The following is a 21603-nucleotide window of genomic DNA, read 5'->3' on the forward strand; positions in this document are numbered from 1 at the left end:
ACCGTTGCCGCCGAACGACGGAGCCGGACCCGACCGCCCCTGGGTGGTGTGGCGGCAGGACGACAACGGCAACCGTTACGAGATGCGCCGGTGTGCCACCCGCGAGGAGGCCGAGGCGCTGGCCGCCGAGTTCGAGGCGCGCGGGCACAAGCAGCTCTACTGGGTCGCCGCCGCCTAACGCAGGTCGATCGGCTGCAGACCGACGCGCACGAGCCGGATCCGGCCGCCGAGGTCGCGAGCGAGCACCGGCACCCCTCGCGAGCGCGCCGGGCGGACCTCGAACAGCACGTTGCGCTCGTGCACGTCGCGGTAGTGCCGCCGGTAGCGGGCGTACCGGCCGCCCAGCACCAGCCGCAGGTACGCGGTGAGCGGGGCGTCCAGCGGGGAGGGCCGGTCGGGGCGCCAGCGGAAACGCGCCCACTCGTGCCCGTACACCCATTGCCTGGCCTTGACCAGGCCGGTGAAGCGCAGGCCGATGGTCGCACCGGGCGACTTCGGCACCCCCGACAGTCCCGGCACGCGGTGGTCGCCGAAGTAGGCCCCGCCGACGAAGCGCCCGTTGAGGTAGGTGCGCTCGTCGAGGACCTCCAGCACGAACATGCGCCCGGCGCCGTCGCGCACCCCGAAGCAGGCCTTCTCCTCGCCCGCCCCCAGGTAGACGCAGCGCCACTGCGGGTCAGGGAAGCGCAGCAGGCGCCCGTCGTAGGCCGCCGCCCGGATCGTCGTCGCATGGTCGCCGTCCAGCGCGCCAGCGGCGGTCACCGCCAGCCGCTCCCCGTCGAAGTCGACGAGCATCGACACATCCTAGAGCCCTCTCCGCTCCGCGCCGAGCGGTCGCGAATTCCGTAAGAGTTGCGGCCTGAAGCGTTTGCGGAGGGCGCGACTCCGTAAGAGTTACGGCGGCGGAACGGGCGCGACGGCGATGCGTGCGGGGGCCGGGGTGAGGGCCTACGCTGTGGCCCATGGTGCAGCAGCTCACTGCGGGGTTGACGGCGAAGGTTCAGTTGACGGTGAGTGACGCGGACACGGCGCAGGCGCTGGGCTCGGGCGACGTCCCGGTGCTGGGCACCCCGCGGGTGATCGCGCTGGCGGAGGCGGCCACCGTGGCGGCCACCGCGCGGGTGCTGGAGTCGGGACAGACCACGGTCGGGGTACGCGTCGAGCTGGATCACCGGTCCGCGACCCCGGTAGGCCGTAGCGTGGTGGCGGAGGCGCTGCTGACGAAGGTCGACGGCCGCCGGCTCACCTTCGAGGTGACCGTGCGCGACGGCGACACCGTCGCGGCGGAGGGTCGGGTAGAGCGGGTCCTGGTGGACCGGCACCGGTTCGTGGAGAAGGCGACTGGCTGATGACGGAGTTCACCGAGATCGCCGACGGGGTGCATGTGCTGGTGTACCCGTACCTGCGGGTCAACTGCACGCTGATCACCGGGGAGACGGGCGCGCTGCTGGTGGACACGCTGTCCACCGGGACGCAGGCGCGCGAGCTGCACGAGGCGGTGCTGCGGGTGACCACCAAGCCGCTGGGCATCGTGAACACGCACTTCCACTTCGACCACTGCTTCGGCAACGCGACGCTGGCCGGGCCCGCCACCCCGATCTGGGGCCACCAGGAGTGCGCGCGCGAGCTGCGCGAGAACGGCCTGGCCTGGCAGCGCGTCTGGGAGCAGGAGCTGCTCGGCGACGACGAGCGGATCGCGCGCGAGGTGGGCCTGACCGAGATCAAGCCGCCGAACACCGAGGTGGCCCGCGAGGATCTGATCGACATCGGCGGGCGGCTGGTCAAGGTGTCCTGGCACGGCCGCGGCCACACCGCCGGCGACCTGGTGGTACGCGTCGACGACGTGCTCGTCGCCGGGGACCTGGTAGAGGAGGGCGCCCCGCCCGGCTTCGCCGACGCGTTCCCGCTGGACTGGCCGGAGACGCTGCGTGCGCTGGCCGTGGCGGCGGGGCCGGACACGGTGGTGGTGCCGGGGCACGGCGAGATCGTCGACGCCGAGTTCCTGAACATCGCGCACGACGAGCTGGCCGCGCTGGACTGGCTGATCCGGGAGGCGCACGGCGACGGCGGGGACGTGGCGAAGGTTGCCGCGGCCAGCTCGCTAAGCCGCTGGGGCGCCGCCGGGCAGCGCGAGGCCGAGCACGCGGTGCGGCGTGGCTACGCCCAGCTGGACGCGGCCACGCCGAACGTGCTCAGCTGATCGCGTAGCCGCGCTTGAGCAGCTGGTACGCGTCGCCCTTGAGGCCCTTGTCGTCGGGCACGGCGAAGTCCACCGCGTCGGCGATCCGGTTGATGGTGCAGAAGATGCCGCAGACGTGGATCACGTCGCGCACGCCCTGCTCGGTGACGCCGTGGGCGTACGCCGCCTCGATGTGCTCCGGGCCGACCTCGGCCGGCCGCAGCGTGAGCACCTCCAGCAGCGCGAACGCGGCCCGCAGCGCCGGGCGCAGCGGGGCGGTGCGCCAGTCGGCGAGCGCCGCGGCGGTCACGTCCGGCCCGAGCGTCACGTCCGCGATCGCGGCGTGGCTGCCCTCGCAGAAGCGGCACTGGTTGAGGTGCGACACGAAGGCGGCCATCAGCTCGCGCTCGCCGACGCTCCACTCCGACGGGCCGCGCAGCACCTGGTGCACCCAGTCGGTGAACGGCTCGCCGAAGAACTCCCGGCGGTAGTGCAGGATCTTCAGGATGTCGGCCGGCGGGCGGCCGCTGGCCAGCCGGATGATCTTCAGTTTGACCCGGTCGCTGAAGCGCCAGGACCGGCTCAGGCTAGGCAGCCGCACGCCGCACCTCCGCCTGCGCCGCGACCGGCGTCGCCTGCACGGCGGCCGGCATGGTCTGCGTCGGCACGACGCCGGTGCGCACAGAGCCCGTGGGCGGTGCGCCTGCCGCGCGCCGGGCCTCGGCCCGCGCCAGCGCCGCCAGTCCCGCGTCGACCCGGCGGCCGCCCGCGCCCAGCGCCACCGCCACGGTCAGCTCGTAGACCTGGTCCTCGACCCAGCCGACCGCCAGCAGCTCGCGCACCTGGTCGTCGGTGCTGCGCCAGGCGTGCTCGCGCAGCGTCTCCACGTACTCGCGCAGTTCCTGGTTGAGCTCTTCGACCTTCGCCTCGGCGACTGCGTGCCGCACGCGCGACGGCGTCGATCCGGGACCGTCCAGCACCGCGTGGCGCAGCGTGGCCAGCAGGGCCTCGGCGGTCTTCTCGTTGTCGTTTTGAGGATGCAGGGGCACGAAGGCACCTTAGGCCGCGTACGCCGTATTTACTAGATCCAACCAGCCCGCTGCGTCCCACGGCACACCGTTGGCACCCAGCGCTGCCTGCAGATTCGGTAACGCGGGGGTGAACGGCAGTCCGAACAGGACATCGGCCGGCCCGTCCGCGCGCGGCCGCGCGTCGGCGTCGTCGCAGATCAGGATGGACGTCTGCGGACCGCACACGAGCAGCACCGCCCCGTCACCCATCGAACGCAGTCGACGCGCGGGGCGCAGCGGCGGCACGGGCCCGTAGAGCGCGGCCGCGTCGGCGCCCGACAGCACGGTCAGGTCGGCCCGGCGCACGAACTCCTCGGCCACCTCGCGCAGCCAGGGCAGCGCGGCCTCCGGCGCCTCGGCGGCGTCGGCGTGGAACAGCCGCGAGGGCCCCGGCGTGCGCCAGAGCCCTCGGGCCGAGACGAGCGCATCCGGTCTGACCAGGGACGACACTCCACACAGGATCGCCCGCTCCATCGCGCCTCCCCGAACCGCTCCGCCCGCGACGGCGGTGGATGTCAGGGAAAGCATGTCACGGCGTTAACGGTCAGGAAACCATCGAGCCGACGACGGGTTTCGTCAGCAGCGCCGAGGCGTTGCGGCCGATCCCGGGGTCCAGGGTGCGGGCCACGAAGATGGAGTGCCAGACGCAGAACACCAGCACCGTCCAGATCTTGCGGGAGTGGTCCGCCGTCCCGGCCCGGTGCTCCTTGAGCAGGCCGTCCACATACGTCAGGTCGAGCAGGTCGTCGGCGCCGGAGGTGTGCAGGATCTCCCGCGCCCAGTCGAACATCTCGCCGGCCAGCCACACCCGGGTCGGCGTGGGGAAGCCGAGCTTCGGCCGGTTGACGATGGCCGGCGGCACCACCTGCTCCAGCGCCTTACGCAGCGCGTACTTGGTGGCGTGCGAGCGCGGCGGCACCTTGAACTCCTGCGGGATGCGCGCGGCGATCGCGAACACCTCGCGGTCCAGGAACGGCACCCGCAGCTCCAGCGAGTGCGCCATGGACATGCGGTCGGCCTTGACCAGGATGTCGCCGCGCAGCCAGGTGTGGATGTCGACGTACTGCATGGTCGCCACCTCGTCCAGGCCGTCGGCGGCGGCCTCGGCGAAGTACGGCGCGGTCACGTCGGTGAATCGGGCCGCGGCGTCGGCGGCGTCCTTGCGGCGCAGCAGGCGGCGGATCTCGGCGTCGTCGGTGAAGATGCGCGAGTTGCCGCTGAAGCGTGAGGTCAGCGGCGTGGTGCCGCGTTCGAGGTAGCTCTTGCCGCGCACGCCGTGCGGGATGGCCTTGGAGATCGCCCGCAGGCCGCGCTGGAACGGGTCCGGCAGCCGCGTCACGGGGGCCAGCGACAGCGGCTCGCGGTAGATGGCGTACCCGCCGAAGAACTCGTCCGCGCCCTCGCCGGACAGCACCACCGTGACGTGCTCCGCCGCGGTCTTGGCGACGTGGTAGAGCGGCACCAGCGACGGGTCGGCGACCGGGTCGTCCAGGTGCCAGACGATGCGCGGCAGCGCGTCCATCATGTCCTGCGCACCGATCTTGGTGGGGATCGTGGTCACCCCGAGCTGCCGCGCCGAGTCCTGGGCCACGTCGATCTCGGAGTACCCGGCCACGTCGTAACCGACCGTGAAGGTCAGGATGTCCGGGTTCCACTCCCGGGCCAGCGCGACCACCGCGGTGGAGTCGATGCCGCTGGACAGGAACGCGCCGACCGGCACGTCCGAGCGCATGTGCAGGCGCACGCTCTCGCGCAGCGTCTCGCGGATCTCGTCGAACAGCCGCTGCGGGTGCTCGACCGGGGTGGGCCGCAGCACCGGCCGGAACCAGCGGCGCCGGGTCAGCTCGCCGCCGTTGCGCGGGCCGTCGGCGGGGCCGGGCCGCCAGGTCAGGCACTCCCCCGAGCCGATGCGCTCGATCCCGCGGTGCAGCGTGTGCGGCTCCGGCACGTACTGGAAGGTGAGCAGGTGGGACAGCTCCACCGGGCCGAGGCCGGCGTTGCCCGCCGTCGCGCTGGCCGCGAACGGCAGCAGCGCCTTCTTCTCGCTGGCCAGGAACAGCCCGTCCACGGTGTGCAGGTAGTGCAGCGGCTTGATGCCGAACGGGTCACGCGCGCCGAACGCGGCCCGCTCCTGCCGGTCCCAGATCACGAAGGCGAACATGCCCCGCAGCCGGTCCAGCACCGCCTCGCCCCAGTAGTGGTATCCGGCGACGATGACCTCGCCGTCGCCCTGCGTGGCGAACGTGGCGCCGCAGGTGTCGATCAGCTCCTGGCGCAGCTCGACGTAGTTGTAGATCTCGCCGTTGAAGGTGAGCAGGTAGCGCGGCTCGGCCGCCTCGGTGCCGTCCGCCTCCGGCGGCGACCAGGGCAGCGGCTCCTTGGAGAACTCGACGTCGATGATGGCCAGCCGCTTGTGCGCGAAGATCGCGTCGGTGCCGACGACGTCCAGGCCGGTCTCGTCCGGGCCCCGGTGGTGCAGCCGCTCCAGGGCCTCGCGGAGTGGCTCGGCATACCCGTCGACCGTGCCCTGACTACTGAAAAAGGCCAAAAGTCCGCACACGTGGGCAATCATGCCAGCCACCGGCGGGCGATAGGCTCAGAACACACGAAGACATTGCTCGGAGGCGGCAATATGACTGAAGAGAAGAAGGGCACCGAGTCGCACGACCCTGCGTACCCGGAGAAGTTCCTGCAGTTCATGCGCACCGGATGGAGCGACACCGAGCTCCCGGTGACCCTGCGGGCGGAGGCCCCCAACCACGCCAAGCGCCGCTCGGCGCTGTCCGCGGCGTTCCCCGGCGAGACACTGGTGATCCCGTCCGGGCACGAGATGGTCCGGGCCAACGACACCGACTTCCCGTACCGTCCCGGCAGCGACTTCGTCTACCTCACCGGCGAGCACGACCCGGAGAGCGTGCTGGTGCTGCGGCCCAACGGCTCCGGCCACGACGCGGTGCTGTACGTGCGCCCGCGCTCGCCGCGCGACACCGACGAGTTCTTCAAGGACCGCCGCTACGGCGAGCTGTGGATCGGCCGCCGCCATACGCTGCGCGAGAAGTCCGCCGAGCTGGGCGTCGAGACCGCCCACCTGGACACGCTCGCCGACGTGCTCGACGACCTCGCGCCGGGCCGCACCCGGGTGCTGCGCGGCCTCGACCCGCACGTGGACAAGCGGGTCCGGGCGACGAACCCGGAGCGCGACCGCGAGCTGGCCTGGGTCATCTCCGAGATGAAGCTCGTCAAGGACGAGTGGGAGATCGCCCAGCTGCAGGACGCCATCGACGCCACCACCCGCGGCTTCGAGGACGTCGCCCGGATCATCCCGGCCGACCGGCCGGTCTCCGAGCGCCTCATCGACGGCGTGTTCGGCCTGCGCGCCCGCCACGACGGCAACACCGTCGGCTACAGCTCCATCGTCGGCGCGGGCGGCAACGCCACCGTGCTGCACTGGATCCGCAACGACGGGCGCGTCACGCCCGGCGAGCTGCTGCTGCTGGACATGGGCGTGGAGAACCGCAACCTCTACACCGCCGACGTCACCCGGACGCTGCCGGTCAGCGGCACGTTCACCCCGCTGCAGCGGCAGGTGTACGACATCGTGCTGCGCTCGCAGCAGGCCGGCATGGACTTCATCAAGCCCGGCGTCAAGTTCGCCGACGTGCACACCACCTGCATGCGGGTGCTCGCCGAGGGCCTGCACGAGCTGGGCATCCTCCCGGTCAGCGTCGACGAGGCGATGTCCAAGGAGTCCACCATCTACCGCCGGTGGACCCTGCACGGCTTCGGCCACATGCTCGGCATCGACGTACACGACTGCGCGCACGCCCGCCACGAGAAGTACAAGGACGGCGCCCTCGACGAGGGCTACGTGCTCACCGTCGAGCCCGGCCTCTACTTCCAGCCCGAGGACGAGCTGGTCCCCGCCGAACTGCGCGGCATCGGCATCCGCATCGAGGACGACGTCCTGGTCACCAAGACCGGCGCCGTCAACCTGTCGGACGGCCTCCCCCGCACGGCGGCCGACGTCGAGTCCTGGCTCGCCACCCAGCGCGAGGCCGGCCCCCGCCTCCCCGGCTGACCGCGCCCCACGGCCGGGCGGGGTTCCCCGTTGATCATGAACTTATGGACGTGTTCGACGGCGTGTCCCGACCCTGGCACCGTGATCAACTGAACAGACGAGGGGCGGCCCGCGCGATGCGGACCGCCCCTCGGCACGTGGGCGTCAGCGGGTGACGAAGACCGCCACCGTCCGGCCGGGGACCGTGAAGGTGCCGGTGGCCGGGGCGTACGCCGACTGGCGCACCAGCGGGTCCACCGAGCCGGCCAGCACCGGGTGCAGTCCGAGGCGGGCGTACTTCAGCGACGCCACGGTCTGGTCGACCGACGACGGGGTGCCGTTGAAGACCACGACCACGGTCTTGCCGTCCTTCTTGAGGACCATGGTGATGACGCCCGGCGTCTCGGCCGCGCCGGACAGCGGGAACGTCACCGCCTGCTGCACCTCGGCCTGCGTACGCAGCTCGAACAGCGCGCTCGACGAGCGCACCCGCAGCAGCTCGGCGAACCGGTCCTTGGCCAGGTCGATCGCCGCGCAGCCCGGCACCAGCGCCGGATCGGCGAGCAGCGGCTTGGCGTAGGCCCACTTGCTCTCGTTGTCCGGCTTCGGCGGCAGGCCGAGGCCGAACCCGTTGCCGCTCGCGCAGTCCCAGCGGATGGCGTTGAACCAGTCGCCGGAGTTGTACGAGTTGCGGTCCAGCGACTTGCTGCGCAGCAGGTCCGAGCCCGCGGTGTAGAACCCGGTGCCCTGGCTGAACACCACCGTCGACAGCGCCAGCACCTGCATCCGCGCCCGGTCCGCCGCCGTGGTGTCCTGCGGCAGCTTGTACGCCAGCGCGTCGAACAGGATCTCGTTGTCGTGCGCGTCGACGTACGTCACCGCCTCACCGGGCGCCTTGGTGTACCCGGCCGGCGAGCCGTTGTAGTCCACCTCGGCCCCGCTCACCTTCGCCCCGCTGGAGTCGGTGAACGTGTACCCCGCCAGGTTGCCCACCAGCCCGACCTTGATCTGGTCCTGCTGGCGCAGCAGCCGCGCCTTCTGCTCGGCGGCCGTGCCGTTGACCGTGTCCCCGTTCGGGTCGGTGTACAGCCCCGACGCGAAGCCCTGGATCCGCGGGTTGCCGTCGAACGGGCCGCCGCCGCGCACGGCGTCGCGCAGCCGGTCGTTGAACGTGGCGATGCCGGTGCCCGCCATGTTCGCCTGCGTGGCCTGCTCGAACCGGGCGTCGTTCGCGACCTCGCCGAAGTTCCAGCCCTCGCCGTAGAGCAGGATCGACTTCCCGTCGACGCCGTCGCGGCTCAGCGTGAGCCGGTCCAGCGCCTCGCGCACGTCGAGCAGGTTCTGCTTCGGGTGGTGGCCCATCAGGTCGAACCGGAACCCGTCCACCCGGTAGGTCTTCGCCCAGGTGACCAGCGAGTCGACCACCAGCTTGCCCATCATCGCGTGTTCGGGCGCGGTGTTGGCGCAGCAGGTGGAGGTGGCCACGGCCCCGTCCGCCAGCAGGCGGTGGTAATAGCCGGGCACGATCCGGTCCAGCACCGACTTCGGGTCGTCGCCCGCCGCCGAGGTGTGGTTGTAGACCACGTCCAGCACGACCCGCAGCCCGGACCGGTGGATGCCGTCCACCATGGACTGGAACTCGGCGTTGCGCGCCTTACCCTCGGGCTCGGTGGCGTAGCCGCCCTCGGGCACGGTGTAGTGCAGCGGGTCGTAGCCCCAGTTGTAGCCGTCCTTCTCGGCCACGGCCGCGACGCATTCCTGCTGCTGCTGCGAGTCCCGGGGCAGCGACGCCAGGTCGCAGGCGGGCTGCTGCTGGTCGGCACGCTTCTCGGGGATGGTCGCGAAGTCGAACACCGGCAGCAGGTGCAGGTGCGAGACCCCGGCGTCGGCCAGCGCCTTGAGATGCGTCATGCCCGCGGTCTGCGGGTCGGTGAAGGCGGCGTACGTGCCTCGCTTGTCCTGCGGCACCGTGGTGTCGGCGACGGAGAAGTCGCGCACCGACAGCTCCTGGATCTGCGCCTTGCCGGTCCAGGCCGGGCTCTGCACCGCGGGCTTGGGCAGCCTGGCCAGGTCGATGAGCTGGCTGTGCGTGGAGTTCGCCGACAGGGCCACCGAGTAGGGGTCGGTCACCGACGCGGTGACTACCTCCTTCTTGGCGGGCTGCCACACGCTGACCTTGAACCGGTAGTACTTGCCGGTCCAGTCGGCCGAGCCGCTGACCTTCCAGACACCGGTGCTGTCGTCGCGGTTCATCGACACGACCTGGGCGGCCGCCGACGGGGTGTCGAACAGCTCCAGCTTCACGTCCTTCGCGGTCGGCGCCCACAGCGCCAGGCTGGGCTTCCCCTTGGTGTACACCGGCCCGAGCGTCACCTCACGCGCACCGGAGTACACGTCGTCGAGCACGCCCGGCACCTGCACACCCGTGGCGGAGAGCAGCTTGCCCTCGTGGTCGCTCTCGGTGACCACGAGCTGGCCGCGCAGCGCGTTCTTCAGTGTGGACAGCGGGGCGCTCACGTCGAACGCGCCGTACGCCCACAGGTGCGGGAACTTCCTGCGCTGCGCTTCCGACAGGCCGCCGGACGCGTTGAGCCGGATCTTCGTGAACTCGCCGGCCAGCGCCCCGTCCACCACGGACAGCCCGCCGTTCGGCGCGACGACCAGGTCGTACACCTTGCCGTCGGTGTCGCGCTTGTTCCAGGCGACCGTGCCCCGGTCGAGGAAGTGGGCGGACGACTTGGTCAGGTCGATGTCCAGTGCCGCGCCCTTGACCGACGGCCGCAGGTACGCCTGCTGCCCGGACAGGATCCACACCTCGTTGCCGAACGTCGCGAAGTCCAGCCGCTGGTCGGCGGGCAGGTCCTTCTCGTCGCCCTTGTGCACGATGTAGTTGACCCCGGTCGCGCCCTCGACCAGCGGGATCCGCCAGTACGCGCCGTACGCGTCGGTGCCGGTGGGCAGCATGGGGCTGCCCCACTCGACCGGGTTGGCGTTGCCGTCCCACAGGTGCAGGCCCCAGCCGGCGTAGTTCCCGTCGGCGCGGCGGTAGTGCAGCACCGCGGTGCGCTCGGCGGCGGCCCGGGTCGGGTGCACGGTCGCGTCACCGGACGCGATCCACGCCTCGCCGACGCCCAGGTCGACCGCGAGATCGGCGTTCGGGTCCTTCTCGTCGCCCCGGTGCACGATGAAGTTCACCGGCTTGGTGGCGTCGGCGACGGGCACACTCCAGTGTGCCCCGAACGCGTCGGTCCCGTCCGGCTGGCGCGGGCTGCTCCAGTCGGTGCCCGCCCCGGCGGCCAGGCCGTCGCCCCAGAGGTGCAGGCCCCAGCCGGTGTACGCCCCGTCAGCGCGCCGGTAGTGCACGTCGGCCCTGCCGGTGGCGGCGGCACGCGACGGGTAGATCGTCGCGTCACCCGACTTGAGCCAGATCTCGCCGACCCGGCTCGGGTCGACGCTGCGGTCGGCCTCGACGTCCTTGCTGCCGGACCCGTTCACGACCAGGAAGCCCACGTTCGTCGCGCCCGGCTTGACCTTCACCCAGGCGAACCGGCCGTAGGAGTCCTCCCCGGCGAACGGCTGCCCCTGCGGCCACGGGTGCTGCATCGAGCCGTCGACGTCGCCCCAGGTGTAGAGCCCCCACGGGTTGTAGTCGCCGTCGGCGCGCTGGTAGTGCACCAGCACGTACTCGCGCTGCGCGGCCTGCGCGGGCGAGGCCACGCTGATGGCGCTGACCGCGCTCGCGGTGCGGCCCTGCCCATCGCGGACCACGGCCTTGTAGCGCACGGTGGTGCCGCCGGCCAGGCCGGTCAGGTCGTGGTGCACGGTGTACGGCGCGCTGTTCGCGGTGCCGAGCAGCTTCCACGCCCCGTCGCCGACCTGCGCGGCGAAGCTGACCGTCGCGAGCGGGTCGCCGGTGACCTGCGCGGTGATCGCGGCCCGGGTGGCCACCTTGGTGCCGTCGGCCGGAACGATGCTCACCTGCGGGTCGCCCGCCTGCGGCACGGCCCGGTCGGCGCGCAGCACGATGCTGGACAGCGCCGGGACCGTGATGGTCACCTTGCCGTCCGCACCGGCCGTGACACCGTCGCCCGCAACCGGGTAGAGCTGCCCGAACGCCGCTCCCGCCGTCGCGGTGTCCACGGTGACGGTCTTCGGGGCGGTGCCGCTGTTGGCCGCGACCAGGTACTCCGTGCGGGAGGCGCGGTCGAGGCGGGAGAAGGCGAACACGCCGTCGCCCGCGTGCCGGGTCAGCTGCACGCCGTCGCGCAGCGCCGGGTGGGCCTTACGCAGCGCGCCCAGGTCGGCGATGGCGCGGTAGAGCGGGTGCGCGGTGTCGTACTGGTCGGCCGCGTGGGTGCGGTCGGTGCCGAGCAGGTCGTCGTCGAGGTAGTCGGCCACCTGCGTGGCGAACATGTCCTGCCGGGCGTCCTTGTCCCCGCCGTTGCCGGTGAAGCCCTGCTCGTCGCCGGAGTAGACGACCGGCTGGCCGCGGGTGAGGAACATCAGCTCGTGCGCGAGCCGGTCCCGCTGCAGCGCCGCGTCCGCGTCCGCGCCGGAGTTCCTGATGAACGTGCCGATGCGGCCCATGTCGTGGTTGCCGAGGAAGGTCGGCAGCGTGTACGCGTCCGCGCCGCGCGAGGTGTACATGCCGTCGGCGGCGTACAGGTCGGCCAGGCCCTGGCCCGAGCCGCCGGTGACGAAGCCCTGCGCCGCGGCCTGGAAGCCGAAGTCCAGGGTGGCCTGGAGCCGCCCCTGCCGCACGTAGCTCGACATGATCGCCGGGTCGGCCGAGTACACCTCGCCGAACATGAAGAAGTCCGGCTTGCCCGCCTTCTTGGCGTTGCTCGCGATGCCCTGGCTGAACTGCGGCCAGAACTCCATGTTCACGTGCTTGGCGGTGTCCAGCCGGTAGCCGTCGACGCCGGTCGACGCGATCCAGTCGGAGTAGATCTTCGTCATGCCGCGCACCACGTCGGGGCGCTCGGTCCACAGGTCGTCCAGGCCGAAGAAGTCACCGTAGGTGCTGTTCTCGCCGGAGAAGGTGGAGTCGCCGCGGTTGTGGTACATCGTCGGGTCGTTCAGCCACGCGGGCACCTTGGCCTTCGCGTCGGCCGCGTTCTTGAAGACGGGGGTGTACGGCATCGACGTGCGGTCCACCTGCGGGAACCCGCTACGCCCGGCGGCGTAGTTGGCGTCCTCGAAGGCCCGGCCCTGCGCGTCGGCGTACGGGCTGGTCTTCTTGTCCACGTAGGAGTACTGGTTCTCCTCGTACGCGATCACGTCGGCCGTGTGGTTGACGATCACGTCGAGGTAGATCTTGATGCCGCGCTCGTGCGCGAGCTTGACCAGCCGCTTCAGGTCGGCGTTGGTGCCGAAGTGCGGGTCCACCTGGGTGAAGTCGGTGATCCAGTAACCGTGGTAGCCGGCTGACGCGTCGGCCCCGGTGCCCTGCACCGGCCGGTTCTTGAACACCGGCGCCAGCCAGATCGCGGTGGTGCCCAGGCCCTGGATGTAGTCCAGCCTGTCGATCACACCAGCCAGGTCGCCGCCGTGGTAGAAGCCCTTGTCGGTCTTGTCCAGGCCGGTCTTGAGCCGGTCGCCGCTCAGCCCGCCCTTGTCGTTGCGGGTGTCGCCGTTGGCGAACCGGTCGGGCAGCACGAAGTAGAACTGCTCCGCCTGCCGCTGTGGCGTCGCGGCGCCGGCCAGCGCGGCCGCGGCGGGCTCGTCTTGCCAGTACGTCTCCCCGGCCTCGACCCACTGCGCGGGGCCGTCGCCGGACAGGACGCGGACGATCACGATCGGCGCGGCGGCGAGCACCAGCGCCAGCAGTCCGATCAGGAGGATCCTGAGGTTTCTCGGTTTCCCGCGTAGCGGTGCCGCGGTGCGCGCGAGGGCGCGAAGGGCTGCCATGGGCCAACTCCTGCGGAAGGGATTCGGGGGCGTCACACGAGCATCAGCGGCAACATACGGGTAACTGAAATGTTTCCGCAAGACCTTGCAACGGTTGCCGTGTTGACAGCATCCTCATGAAACGCGCGCCATCGCCACCCGTCCGGCGGACACCCGGAAGCAGGCCGACCCTTGTTGCAAGTCGGATATCCGCTATCAAATAGACCTAATCGGCCGATTCCCCGCAACTCCCGGACCGAGAGGCGGAACCGATGGAAGCCATCACCGAACTGCTGGGCAGCATCCACGATCTGCTCGCCAGTCTCATCACGATCCTGACCGGCGGTGGCGCCGTGCCGGGCCTCCCCGTGGACCCGAGCCTGCCCCCCGTCCCCGAACTCCCCCTTCCCCCGCTCCCACCGATCCCGTGAGAGCAAGGAAGGGCACCTTCTTATCGCTTCGCGTATAAGAAGGTGCCCTTCCTAACGGGCCGCCCGGCCCCGCTGGGCCGGCGCCGGGCGGCGGTATGCGGTCAGAGCACGTCGTGCCCCGGGTGGTCGCCCCTGCCGACGTCCACCTTGCGCGGCTCGCTCGGGATCACGCCCAGCTTGCCCGCCTGATAGTCCTCGAACGCCTGGATCAGCTCGGCCTTCGTGTTCATCACGAACGGCCCGTACGCCATCACCGGCTCGCGGATCGGCAGCCCGCCCAGGATCAGCACGTCCATGCCCGCCGCGTTGCGGCTCTCCTGCGCCCGGTCGGCCTCGACCGTGATCACGTCACCGGCCCCGAACACCGCCAGGTCGCCCAGCTTCACCGGCCGCCGCTCGGCGCCCACCGAACCCGCGCCCGCCAGCGTGTACACCAGCGCGTTGAAGTCCGGCCGCCAGGGCAGCCGCAGCTGCGCCCCCGGCGCCAGCGTCGCGTGCACCAGGGCGATCGGCGTGTGCGTGATGCCCGGCCCACTGTGCCCGGCCACCTCACCGGCGATGACGCGCAGCAGCACACCACCGTCAGGCGAGCTGAGCAGCGACACCTGACCGGCCCGGATGTCCTGGTAGCGCGGCGGCGACATCTTCTGCTTCGCGGGCAGGTTCACCCACAGCTGGAAACCGTGGAACAGCCCGCCCGACAGCACCAGCTCCTCCGGCGGCGCCTCGATGTGCAGCAGACCTGAACCCGCAGTCATCCACTGGGTGTCGCCGTCGCTGATCAGGCCCCCGCCACCGTGCGAGTCCTGGTGCCGGAACGTCCCGTCGAGCAGGTACGTCACGGTCTCGAACCCGCGGTGTGGATGCCACGGGGTCCCCTTCGGCTCGCCGGGCGCGTACTCCACCTCACCCATCTGGTCCATGTGAATGAACGGGTCCAGAGCCCGCAGATCCACCCCCGCGAACGCGCGCCGCACCGGGAAGCCCTCGCCCTCGAACCCCGACGGCGCGGCGGTCACCGACGCCACCTTCCGCTCGACGGCCGCCTCCCCAGGCACGGTCACCCGCGGCAGCACCAACAGGTCTTCAACGGTAACGGCAGGCATGACGCCCCTCCTCCACTCAAATACTCCCTGACACAATAGTTGAACAGTCAACGACCGTCCACCATTCCCAGCCCACCCACCCACCCCGTTGATCATGAACTTATGGCAAGGTTCGACGGCGTGTTCGTGCCACAACTTCATGATCGACCTTCGGGACATGCGGGAGCGGGCTGACGGCCGGGGCTGGGATCCGTGACGGCCGGTGGGATGGGCCGGGAGGAGCTGACCCGCGGTTCGCGGAGGCCGAGGTGATCGGGCACGCCGTGCTGGACCACGTCTCACGCCGGGTGACGGCGGCGCAGGCCGTCGTGGAGACCTGGCCCGATTCGCCGGCGAAGGAGCAGATCCGGTTCCACCTCCGATTCGGCCGCGAGCGCGCGCTATCGGACAGCGACGACATGGCGCTGGTCACCGGCTGGTGGATCGGGGCGGAGGTGCCGCCCGCGTTGCGGGCCGAGGTGTTCGCGCTGCTGACCGGCTACCAGATGGAGTAGCAGTAGAGCTCTCGGCCCGTCGCCTGCGCGTGCCGGGCCAGATCGCGGATCGCGGTGACCCAGCGCGTCTCGAACTCGTCGAGCAGCTCTTCGTCGGCGTACTCGGCCAGCCGCTCGTCGGGCACGTCGGCCAGCGACGGCAGCCCGTCCAGCCAGCCCTTGCGGTGGACCACCAGCAGATCCCGCTGGTACGGCGAACCGTCGAGCCCGAGCGCGGCGAACTCCGCCTCGCTCGCCGCGAAGTAGTCCACCACCACACCCATACGCGGACGGTAGCGGCCCGCACCGACACCGGACGGCTCAGGCGGGGGCGGGGCGGGCGTTGTCGGTGGCCATGCGCACGGCGAGCAGGCCGAGCACGGAGCCCATGAGGTAGCGCTGGGCGCGCAGCCATACCGGACGATCGGCCAGGAACCCGGCGATGGCACCGGCCGCCAGCACGATCAGGCCGTTGACGGTCACCGCGACGGCGATCTGCACCGCGCCCAGCGCGAATCCCTGTACCAGCACATGCCCGGCCTCAGGCCGGACGAACTGCGGGATGAGCGAAAGGTAGATGATCGCGACCTTCGGGTTGAGCAGGTTGGTGACCAGGCCCATGGTGAACAGCCGCCGCGGCGAGTCCGGCGGCAGCGCGGCCGGCGCGAACACCGACACCCCACCCGGCCGCAGCGTCTTGACCGCCAGCCAGCCCAGGTAGCACGCACCGGCCAGCTTGACCGCGAGATACAGCTGCGGCACCGCGAGGAACATCGCCGACAGCCCGAGGTTCGTCGCCGACAGGTAGACCAGGAACCCCACCGCCACCCCGGCCAGCGAGACCAGCCCGGCCCGCCGCCCCTGCGTGATGCTCCGCGACACCAGATACATCATGTTCGGCCCCGGTGTCAGCACCATCGCCAGCGCGACCGCGAACACCCCCAACACCGCACCCCACGTCACCATGCCCCCACCCTCCCCCGCCGCTCGCAGCGGGGCGAGGTCCAATCCCGACCCGGTGGCCCGGACGCCGAGGCGTCACAGCGGGAGGACGAACTCCAGGCGGTTGGCGTGGGGGTCTTCGGTGTGAAAGCGGCGCATGCCGGGGACCTCGTCGCTGCCCCAGGTGACGGGGTAGCCGGCGGCTTCCAGGCGGTCGGCGAGGGTGTCGAGGTCGGGGCGGACGAGAGCCGGGTGCGCTTTACGCGCCGGGTGGAAGTCGTCTTCGACGCCGAGGTGCAGCTCGCTGCCGTGGTCGTCGACGAACCAGCAGCCGCCGCGTACGGCGAGGGCGGGCGGTTTGGGCTTCTCGGTCATGCCGAGGACGCCGACGTAGAAGGCTCGCAGGACGTCCTCGCTGCCCCGGGGGCAGGCGACCTGTACGTGGTGAATCACGTCTCGGAGTCTGGCACGGGCTTGCGCGCATAACAAGACGGACGTACGGTTTAGTTCGTCGGGCCACAGCGGAGTAAGTCTTGCCTTACCTGCTCAGGCTCCAACCTCTGCGAAAGACTCAGGCTGTAACAGACCCGCTGTGAAGGAGTACGACGTGGCGAGCCTCGACACGTTCGGTGCGAAGAGCGAGCTGCGCGTCGGAGACGCCAGCTACGAGATCTTCCAGATCAACAAGGTGGAGGGCCACGAGCGGCTGCCCTTCAGCCTGAAGATCCTGCTGGAGAACCTGCTCCGCACCGAGGACGGCGCCAACATCACCGCCGATCACATCCGCGCGCTGGGCGGCTGGGACCCGGCCGCCGAGCCGAGCGTGGAGATCCAGTTCACGCCCGCCCGCGTCCTCATGCAGGACTTCACCGGCGTGCCGTGCGTGGTCGACCTGGCCACCATGCGCGAGGCCGTGCGCGACCTGGGCGGCGACGCCTCCAAGGTCAACCCGCTGGCCCCGGCGGAGCTGGTCATCGACCACTCGGTGATCGCCGACGTGTTCGGCCGCCAGGACGCGTTCGAGCGCAACGTCGAGATCGAGTACGGCCGCAACCAGGAGCGCTACCAGTTCCTGCGCTGGGGCCAGACGGCGTTCAACGAGTTCAAGGTCGTGCCCCCGGGCACCGGCATCGTGCACCAGGTGAACATCGAGCACCTGGCCCGCGTGATCATGCCGCGCGGCGGCCAGGCGTACCCGGACACCGTGGTCGGCACCGACTCGCACACCACCATGGTCAACGGCCTGGGCGTGCTGGGCTGGGGCGTGGGTGGCATCGAGGCCGAGGCCGCGATGCTGGGCCAGCCGGTCAGCATGCTGATCCCCAAGGTGGTCGGCTTCAAGCTGTTCGGCGAGCTGCCCTCGGGCACCACCGCGACCGACCTGGTGCTGACCATCACGCAGATGCTGCGCAAGCACGGCGTGGTCGGCAAGTTCGTCGAGTTCTACGGCTCCGGCGTGACCGCGGTGCCGCTGGCCAACCGGGCCACCATCGGCAACATGAGCCCCGAGTTCGGCTCCACCTGCGCGATCTTCCCGATCGACGCGGAGACCATCGCCTACCTGGAGCTCACCGGCCGCAGCGCCGACCAGATCGCGCTGGTCGAGGCCTACGCCAAGGAGCAGGGCCTGTGGCACGACCCGTCGGTCGAGCCGGCCTACTCGGAGTACCTGGAGCTGGACCTGTCGACGGTGGTGCCGAGCATCGCCGGCCCGAAGCGCCCGCAGGACCGGGTCGAGCTGACCGACGCCAAGACCGCGTTCCGCGCCGCGCTGCCGGACTACGTCGACGAGGACGACATCGACGAGGCGGGCAAGGAGAGCTTCCCGGCGTCCGACGCCCCGGCGCACACGGTGACCCGGGCCAGCAAGCCGACCCCGGTGACCGCCGCCGACGGCACGGTCTACCACCTCGACCACGGCGCGGTCGTGATCGCGTCCATCACCTCCTGCACCAACACGTCGAACCCGCAGGTCATGCTGGGTGCGGCGCTGCTGGCGAAGAAGGCGGTCGAGCGGGGCCTGCGCGCCAAGCCGTGGGTGAAGACCACGCTGGCCCCCGGCTCCAAGGTCGTCATGGACTACTACGCCAAGGCCGGCCTCGTGCCGTACCTGGAGAAGCTCGGCTTCCACCTGGTCGGCTACGGCTGCGTGACCTGCATCGGCAACTCCGGCCCGCTGCCGGAGGAGATCAGCGCCGCGGTCAACGCGTCCGACCTCGCCGTGGTGTCGGTGCTGTCCGGCAACCGCAACTTCGAGGGCCGGATCAACCCGGACGTCAAGATGAACTACCTGGCGTCCCCGCCGCTGGTCGTCGCGTACGCGATCGCGGGCAGCATGGACGTCGACCTGGTCCACGACCCGCTGGGCACGGACGCCGACGGCAAGCCGGTGTACCTGGCCGACATCTGGCCGACCCCGGCTGAGGTGCAGGAGACCATCAACCAGGCGATCTCGGCGGAGATGTTCACCAAGGACTACGCCGACGTCTTCGCCGGCGACGAGCGCTGGCAGGGCCTGCCCACGCCGACCGGTGACACGTTCGCCTGGGCCGGTGACTCGACGTACGTGCGCAAGCCTCCGTACTTCGAGGGCATGGCGGCGCAGCCGTCGCCGGTGAGCGACATCGCCGGAGCGCGGGTGCTCGCCAAGCTCGGCGACTCCGTCACCACCGACCACATCTCGCCCGCCGGTTCCATCAAGGCGGACTCCCCGGCCGGCAAGTACCTGGCCGAGCACGGGGTGGAGCGCAAGGACTTCAACTCGTACGGCTCCCGCCGGGGCAACCACGAGGTGATGATCCGGGGCACCTTCGCCAACATCCGCCTGCGCAACCAGATCGCGCCCGGCACCGAGGGCGGCTTCACCCGCGACTTCACCGTCGCGGACGCCCCGGTGACGACGATCTACGACGCCAGCGTGAACTACCAGGCCGCGGGCGTGCCGCTGGTGATCCTGTCCGGCAAGGAGTACGGTTCCGGCTCCTCGCGCGACTGGGCCGCCAAGGGCACCGCGCTGCTGGGCGTGAAGGCCGTCATCGCCGAGTCGTACGAGCGCATCCACCGCTCGAACCTCATCGGCATGGGCGTGCTGCCGCTGCAGTACCCGGCCGGCCACACCGCCGACTCGCTCGGCCTGACCGGCACCGAGACCTTCACCATCACCGGCGTGGAGGCCCTCAACGCGGGCACCACCCCGAAGACGGTCCAGGTCACCACCGACACCGGGGTCTCCTTCGACGCGGTCGTCCGCATCGACACCCCCGGCGAGGCGGACTACTACCGCCACGGCGGCATCCTCCAGTACGTCCTCCGCAAGATGCTGGAGAGCTGACCCTGTAGGCAAGGAAGGGCACCTTCTTATCGCTTTGCGTAGAGGAAGGTGCCCTTCTTAACGCCCGCGGTCAGGGGCGCACCCGGTTCGCGTCCCGCAGTCGCAGCGCAGCGGGCCGGGCCGGGTCGGGTCGGGTCGGGTCGGGTCGGGTCGGCCACAAGATCGCGGCCTCGTGTCGAGAAGTCAGCTCTCACCGCACCTTCTGACACGAAGCGCCGATCTTCGCGCGAGGCGGTGGCGGGAGAGGTTAAGAAGGTGCCCTTCCTCTACGGAAAGCGTTAAGAAGGTGCCCTTCCTTCGTGGGCGGCCCGCGGGGCGCGGGCTAGGGTCGTTGCATGAGCAACGTTGAGGCGGCGCCGGTCGAGACGCCGTGCGGGCACGAGCAGGTGCCGGACGGGCCGACGCACGAGCTGATGCCGGGGCGCGAGGTGGTGCTCGGCGGCCCACGCGGGATGGCGGTCAGCCGGACGCTGCCGCACAAGGAGCGGCGCATGGTCGGCGCCTGGTGCTTCGTCGACCAGTACGGCCCGGCCGACCACGACATGCGCGTCGCGCCCCACCCGCACACCGGCCTGCAGACCGTCAGCTGGCTCGTCGCGGGGGAGATCCTGCACCGCGACAGCGTCGGCAGCGTGGCGCTGATCCGTCCCGGGCAGCTCAACCTGATGACCGCCGGGCACGGCATCGCGCATTCCGAGGAGTCCCCGGCCGACCGGAGCGGCCCGCTGCACGGGGTGCAGCTGTGGGTCGCGCTGCCCGAGCACGCCCGCGCGGTCGCGCCCGCGTTCGCGCACCACGCGGACCTGCCGGTGCTGACCCGGCCGGGGGCGACGGTCACCGTGCTGATGGGCGAGCTGGACGGTGCCGAGTCGCCGGCGACGGCGTACACCCCCATCGTCGGCGCGGAGGCCGCGCTGGCCGCGGACGCCACCCTCACGCTGCCGCTGCGGCCCGATTTCGAGTACGCGGCCCTCGTGCTGGACGGCGCCGCCCACGTCGACGGCGTGCCACTCACCCCGGGCACCCTGCTCTACCTAGGCCGCGAGCGCACCACGCTGGATCTCACCACCCTGGCGACGACGGCCCGGGTGCTGCTGCTCGGCGGGGAGCCGTTCGAGGAGGAGATCGTGATGTGGTGGAACTTCGTCGGCCGTAGCCACGACGACATCGCCGCCGCACGCGAGCAGTGGACCGCGGCGGACGCGCGTTTCGGCGAGGTCCACGGCTACGACGGGGCGCCGCTGCCCGCCCCCGTCCTCCCGAACGCCCAGCTCAAGCCCCGCGGCCGCCGCCGCTGACGGCCCCGCCCAGACACCGCGCCCAGCCACGCCCCCGAACCCAGCCCGGCCCGGCCTGGCCCGGCCCTGCCCTGCCCTGCCCAGCCCTGCCATGATCGTCCGACTTGCCTGGCAGACGGGCGCATCTTGCGCCTGCGTTCGCCCATGTGCCAGGCAAGTCGGACGATCATCGTCGAGAGCGGGCGGGTGGGCGTGGGTCAGGCGGTCGGTGGGGCCTCGCGGAGCTGGCGCTGCATCGGGGCCGCCTCGGTCAGGTCGATCACCGGTACGGACGGGGCGAAGTAGCCCACCGCCGCGGTCAGCGCGGCCTTGTCCAGCCGCCAGCCGAACGCCGGGCGGCTGGACAGCACCACCTCCGTCGGCACGTGCCAGATGGTGGCCGCGACGCTCGCCGGCATGGACGGGCGCAGCGGCGCGACCCCGGCCCGGCCCTGCACCCCGACGTACGTCGTGATGAACAGGCCCTGGTGCACCCGGAACAGGTAGATCTCGCTGATCGTCGACCACGGCACGAACGCCGACGTGCGGGCATAGATCAGCGGCCGCCCGCCGAAGAGGATGCCGTCGGTGTCGACCCGCAGGCCGGGCTTGCGGCCCAGGATCAGTGGGAGGTACAGCGCGAGCAGCGTGACCGGCAGCGCGGCGCCGCCGGCGACGAGCACGACCCGGGCGTCCTCGCCCAGCTCGAGCAGCAGGCCCGCGAGCACCGCCAGCGTGCCGACGGCGAGCATGGACAGCGTGAGCCGGCCGAACCGGAACGGGGCGACATAGGTGAACGAAGACATCGCGCGATCATGGCCCGGCCCGGCCCGGCCCGGCCGCGCGCC

Annotated in this window: 19 protein-coding genes; 8 read left to right on the forward strand and 11 right to left on the reverse strand. The window is 71.2% G+C overall.

Annotated elements, in window-relative coordinates:
- The first annotated feature begins 4 nt into the window (after positions 1-4).
- Entirely contained in the window at positions 5-178 is a 174-nt protein-coding gene (locus tag CS0771_RS35495; RefSeq protein ID WP_212846314.1) for a hypothetical protein, read from the forward strand.
- Here the strand turns inward: CS0771_RS35495 and CS0771_RS35500 are convergent.
- A complete protein-coding gene (locus CS0771_RS35500) occupies positions 175-795 on the reverse strand; it encodes a hypothetical protein (RefSeq protein WP_212845063.1) in 621 nt (206 codons plus the stop codon). The genes CS0771_RS35495 and CS0771_RS35500 overlap by 4 nt on opposite strands.
- Before the next feature lie 167 nt (positions 796-962).
- On the opposite strand from CS0771_RS35500, the gene CS0771_RS35505 reads away from it, so the two are divergent.
- Positions 963-1349, forward strand: a complete 387-nt coding sequence (locus tag CS0771_RS35505) for a thioesterase family protein (RefSeq protein ID WP_212845064.1) — start codon at positions 963-965, stop codon at positions 1347-1349.
- Complete coding sequence (locus tag CS0771_RS35510) at positions 1349-2200, forward strand: MBL fold metallo-hydrolase (protein ID WP_212845065.1); 852 nt, start codon at positions 1349-1351, stop codon at positions 2198-2200. The genes CS0771_RS35505 and CS0771_RS35510 overlap by 1 nt, the downstream gene beginning before the upstream one ends.
- On the opposite strand, the gene CS0771_RS35515 is transcribed toward CS0771_RS35510, so the two are convergent.
- From CS0771_RS35515 to asnB, 4 genes are all read right to left on the reverse strand, one after another.
- Complete coding sequence (locus CS0771_RS35515; protein WP_212845066.1) at positions 2193-2780, reverse strand: carboxymuconolactone decarboxylase family protein; 588 nt, start codon at positions 2778-2780, stop codon at positions 2193-2195. The genes CS0771_RS35510 and CS0771_RS35515 overlap by 8 nt on opposite strands.
- Entirely contained in the window at positions 2767-3228 is a 462-nt protein-coding gene (locus CS0771_RS35520; protein WP_212845067.1) for a hypothetical protein, read from the reverse strand. The genes CS0771_RS35515 and CS0771_RS35520 overlap by 14 nt, the downstream gene beginning before the upstream one ends.
- Before the next feature lie 9 nt (positions 3229-3237).
- On the reverse strand, positions 3238-3723 hold the full coding sequence (locus CS0771_RS35525) for a hypothetical protein (protein WP_212845068.1): 486 nt from the start codon (positions 3721-3723) through the stop codon (positions 3238-3240).
- Positions 3724-3793: 70 nt separating this feature from the next.
- The gene (gene asnB / locus CS0771_RS35530; RefSeq protein WP_212845069.1) at positions 3794-5809 is read right to left on the reverse strand and encodes an asparagine synthase (glutamine-hydrolyzing); all 2016 of its coding nucleotides are present in this window, start codon (positions 5807-5809) and stop codon (positions 3794-3796) included.
- A 72-nt stretch (positions 5810-5881) separates the two neighbouring features.
- On the opposite strand from asnB, the gene CS0771_RS35535 reads away from it, so the two are divergent.
- Complete coding sequence (locus CS0771_RS35535) at positions 5882-7327, forward strand: aminopeptidase P family protein (RefSeq protein WP_212845070.1); 1446 nt, start codon at positions 5882-5884, stop codon at positions 7325-7327.
- Between the two features lie 144 nt (positions 7328-7471).
- Here the strand turns inward: CS0771_RS35535 and pulA are convergent, their stop codons facing one another.
- Positions 7472-13216 carry a pullulanase-type alpha-1,6-glucosidase gene (pulA, locus tag CS0771_RS35540; RefSeq protein WP_244871226.1) on the reverse strand — a complete coding sequence of 1915 codons (5745 nt, stop codon included), beginning with the start codon at positions 13214-13216 and terminating at the stop codon, positions 7472-7474.
- 251 nt (positions 13217-13467) lie between these two features.
- On the opposite strand from pulA, the gene CS0771_RS35545 reads away from it, so the two are divergent.
- Positions 13468-13626 carry a hypothetical protein gene (locus tag CS0771_RS35545; protein WP_212845071.1) on the forward strand — a complete coding sequence of 53 codons (159 nt, stop codon included), beginning with the start codon at positions 13468-13470 and terminating at the stop codon, positions 13624-13626.
- A gap of 101 nt (positions 13627-13727) precedes the next feature.
- Here CS0771_RS35545 and CS0771_RS35550 read toward each other — a convergent pair whose 3' ends face one another.
- Complete coding sequence (locus CS0771_RS35550) at positions 13728-14732, reverse strand: pirin family protein (RefSeq protein WP_212845072.1); 1005 nt, start codon at positions 14730-14732, stop codon at positions 13728-13730.
- A gap of 248 nt (positions 14733-14980) precedes the next feature.
- Here CS0771_RS35550 and CS0771_RS35555 point away from each other — a divergent pair, with 248 nt between their 5' ends.
- Entirely contained in the window at positions 14981-15226 is a 246-nt protein-coding gene (locus CS0771_RS35555) for a hypothetical protein (RefSeq protein WP_212845073.1), read from the forward strand.
- Here CS0771_RS35555 and CS0771_RS35560 read toward each other — a convergent pair.
- From CS0771_RS35560 to CS0771_RS35570, 3 genes are all read right to left on the reverse strand, one after another.
- Positions 15211-15489 (reverse strand): hypothetical protein, encoded by a 279-nt coding sequence (locus tag CS0771_RS35560; RefSeq protein ID WP_212845074.1) that lies wholly within the window; start codon positions 15487-15489, stop codon positions 15211-15213. The two genes, CS0771_RS35555 and CS0771_RS35560, sit on opposite strands and share 16 nt — an antisense overlap.
- 37 nt (positions 15490-15526) lie before the next feature.
- Positions 15527-16171 carry a LysE family translocator gene (locus CS0771_RS35565; protein WP_212845075.1) on the reverse strand — a complete coding sequence of 215 codons (645 nt, stop codon included), beginning with the start codon at positions 16169-16171 and terminating at the stop codon, positions 15527-15529.
- 72 nt (positions 16172-16243) lie between these two features.
- Complete coding sequence (locus CS0771_RS35570; protein ID WP_212845076.1) at positions 16244-16600, reverse strand: VOC family protein; 357 nt, start codon at positions 16598-16600, stop codon at positions 16244-16246.
- Between the two features lie 139 nt (positions 16601-16739).
- Here CS0771_RS35570 and acnA point away from each other — a divergent pair, with 139 nt between their 5' ends.
- On the forward strand, positions 16740-19478 hold the full coding sequence (gene acnA / locus CS0771_RS35575; protein WP_212845077.1) for an aconitate hydratase AcnA: 2739 nt from the start codon (positions 16740-16742) through the stop codon (positions 19476-19478).
- Positions 19479-19813: 335 nt separating this feature from the next.
- The gene (locus CS0771_RS35580; RefSeq protein ID WP_244871227.1) at positions 19814-20776 is read left to right on the forward strand and encodes a pirin family protein; all 963 of its coding nucleotides are present in this window, start codon (positions 19814-19816) and stop codon (positions 20774-20776) included.
- A gap of 197 nt (positions 20777-20973) precedes the next feature.
- On the opposite strand, the gene CS0771_RS35585 is transcribed toward CS0771_RS35580, so the two are convergent.
- Complete coding sequence (locus CS0771_RS35585) at positions 20974-21561, reverse strand: hypothetical protein (RefSeq protein ID WP_212845078.1); 588 nt, start codon at positions 21559-21561, stop codon at positions 20974-20976.
- Between the last annotated feature and the right edge of the window lie 42 nt (positions 21562-21603).

The sequence above is a fragment of the Catellatospora sp. IY07-71 genome, from assembly GCF_018326265.1.
Lineage (GTDB): Bacteria > Actinomycetota > Actinomycetes > Mycobacteriales > Micromonosporaceae > Catellatospora.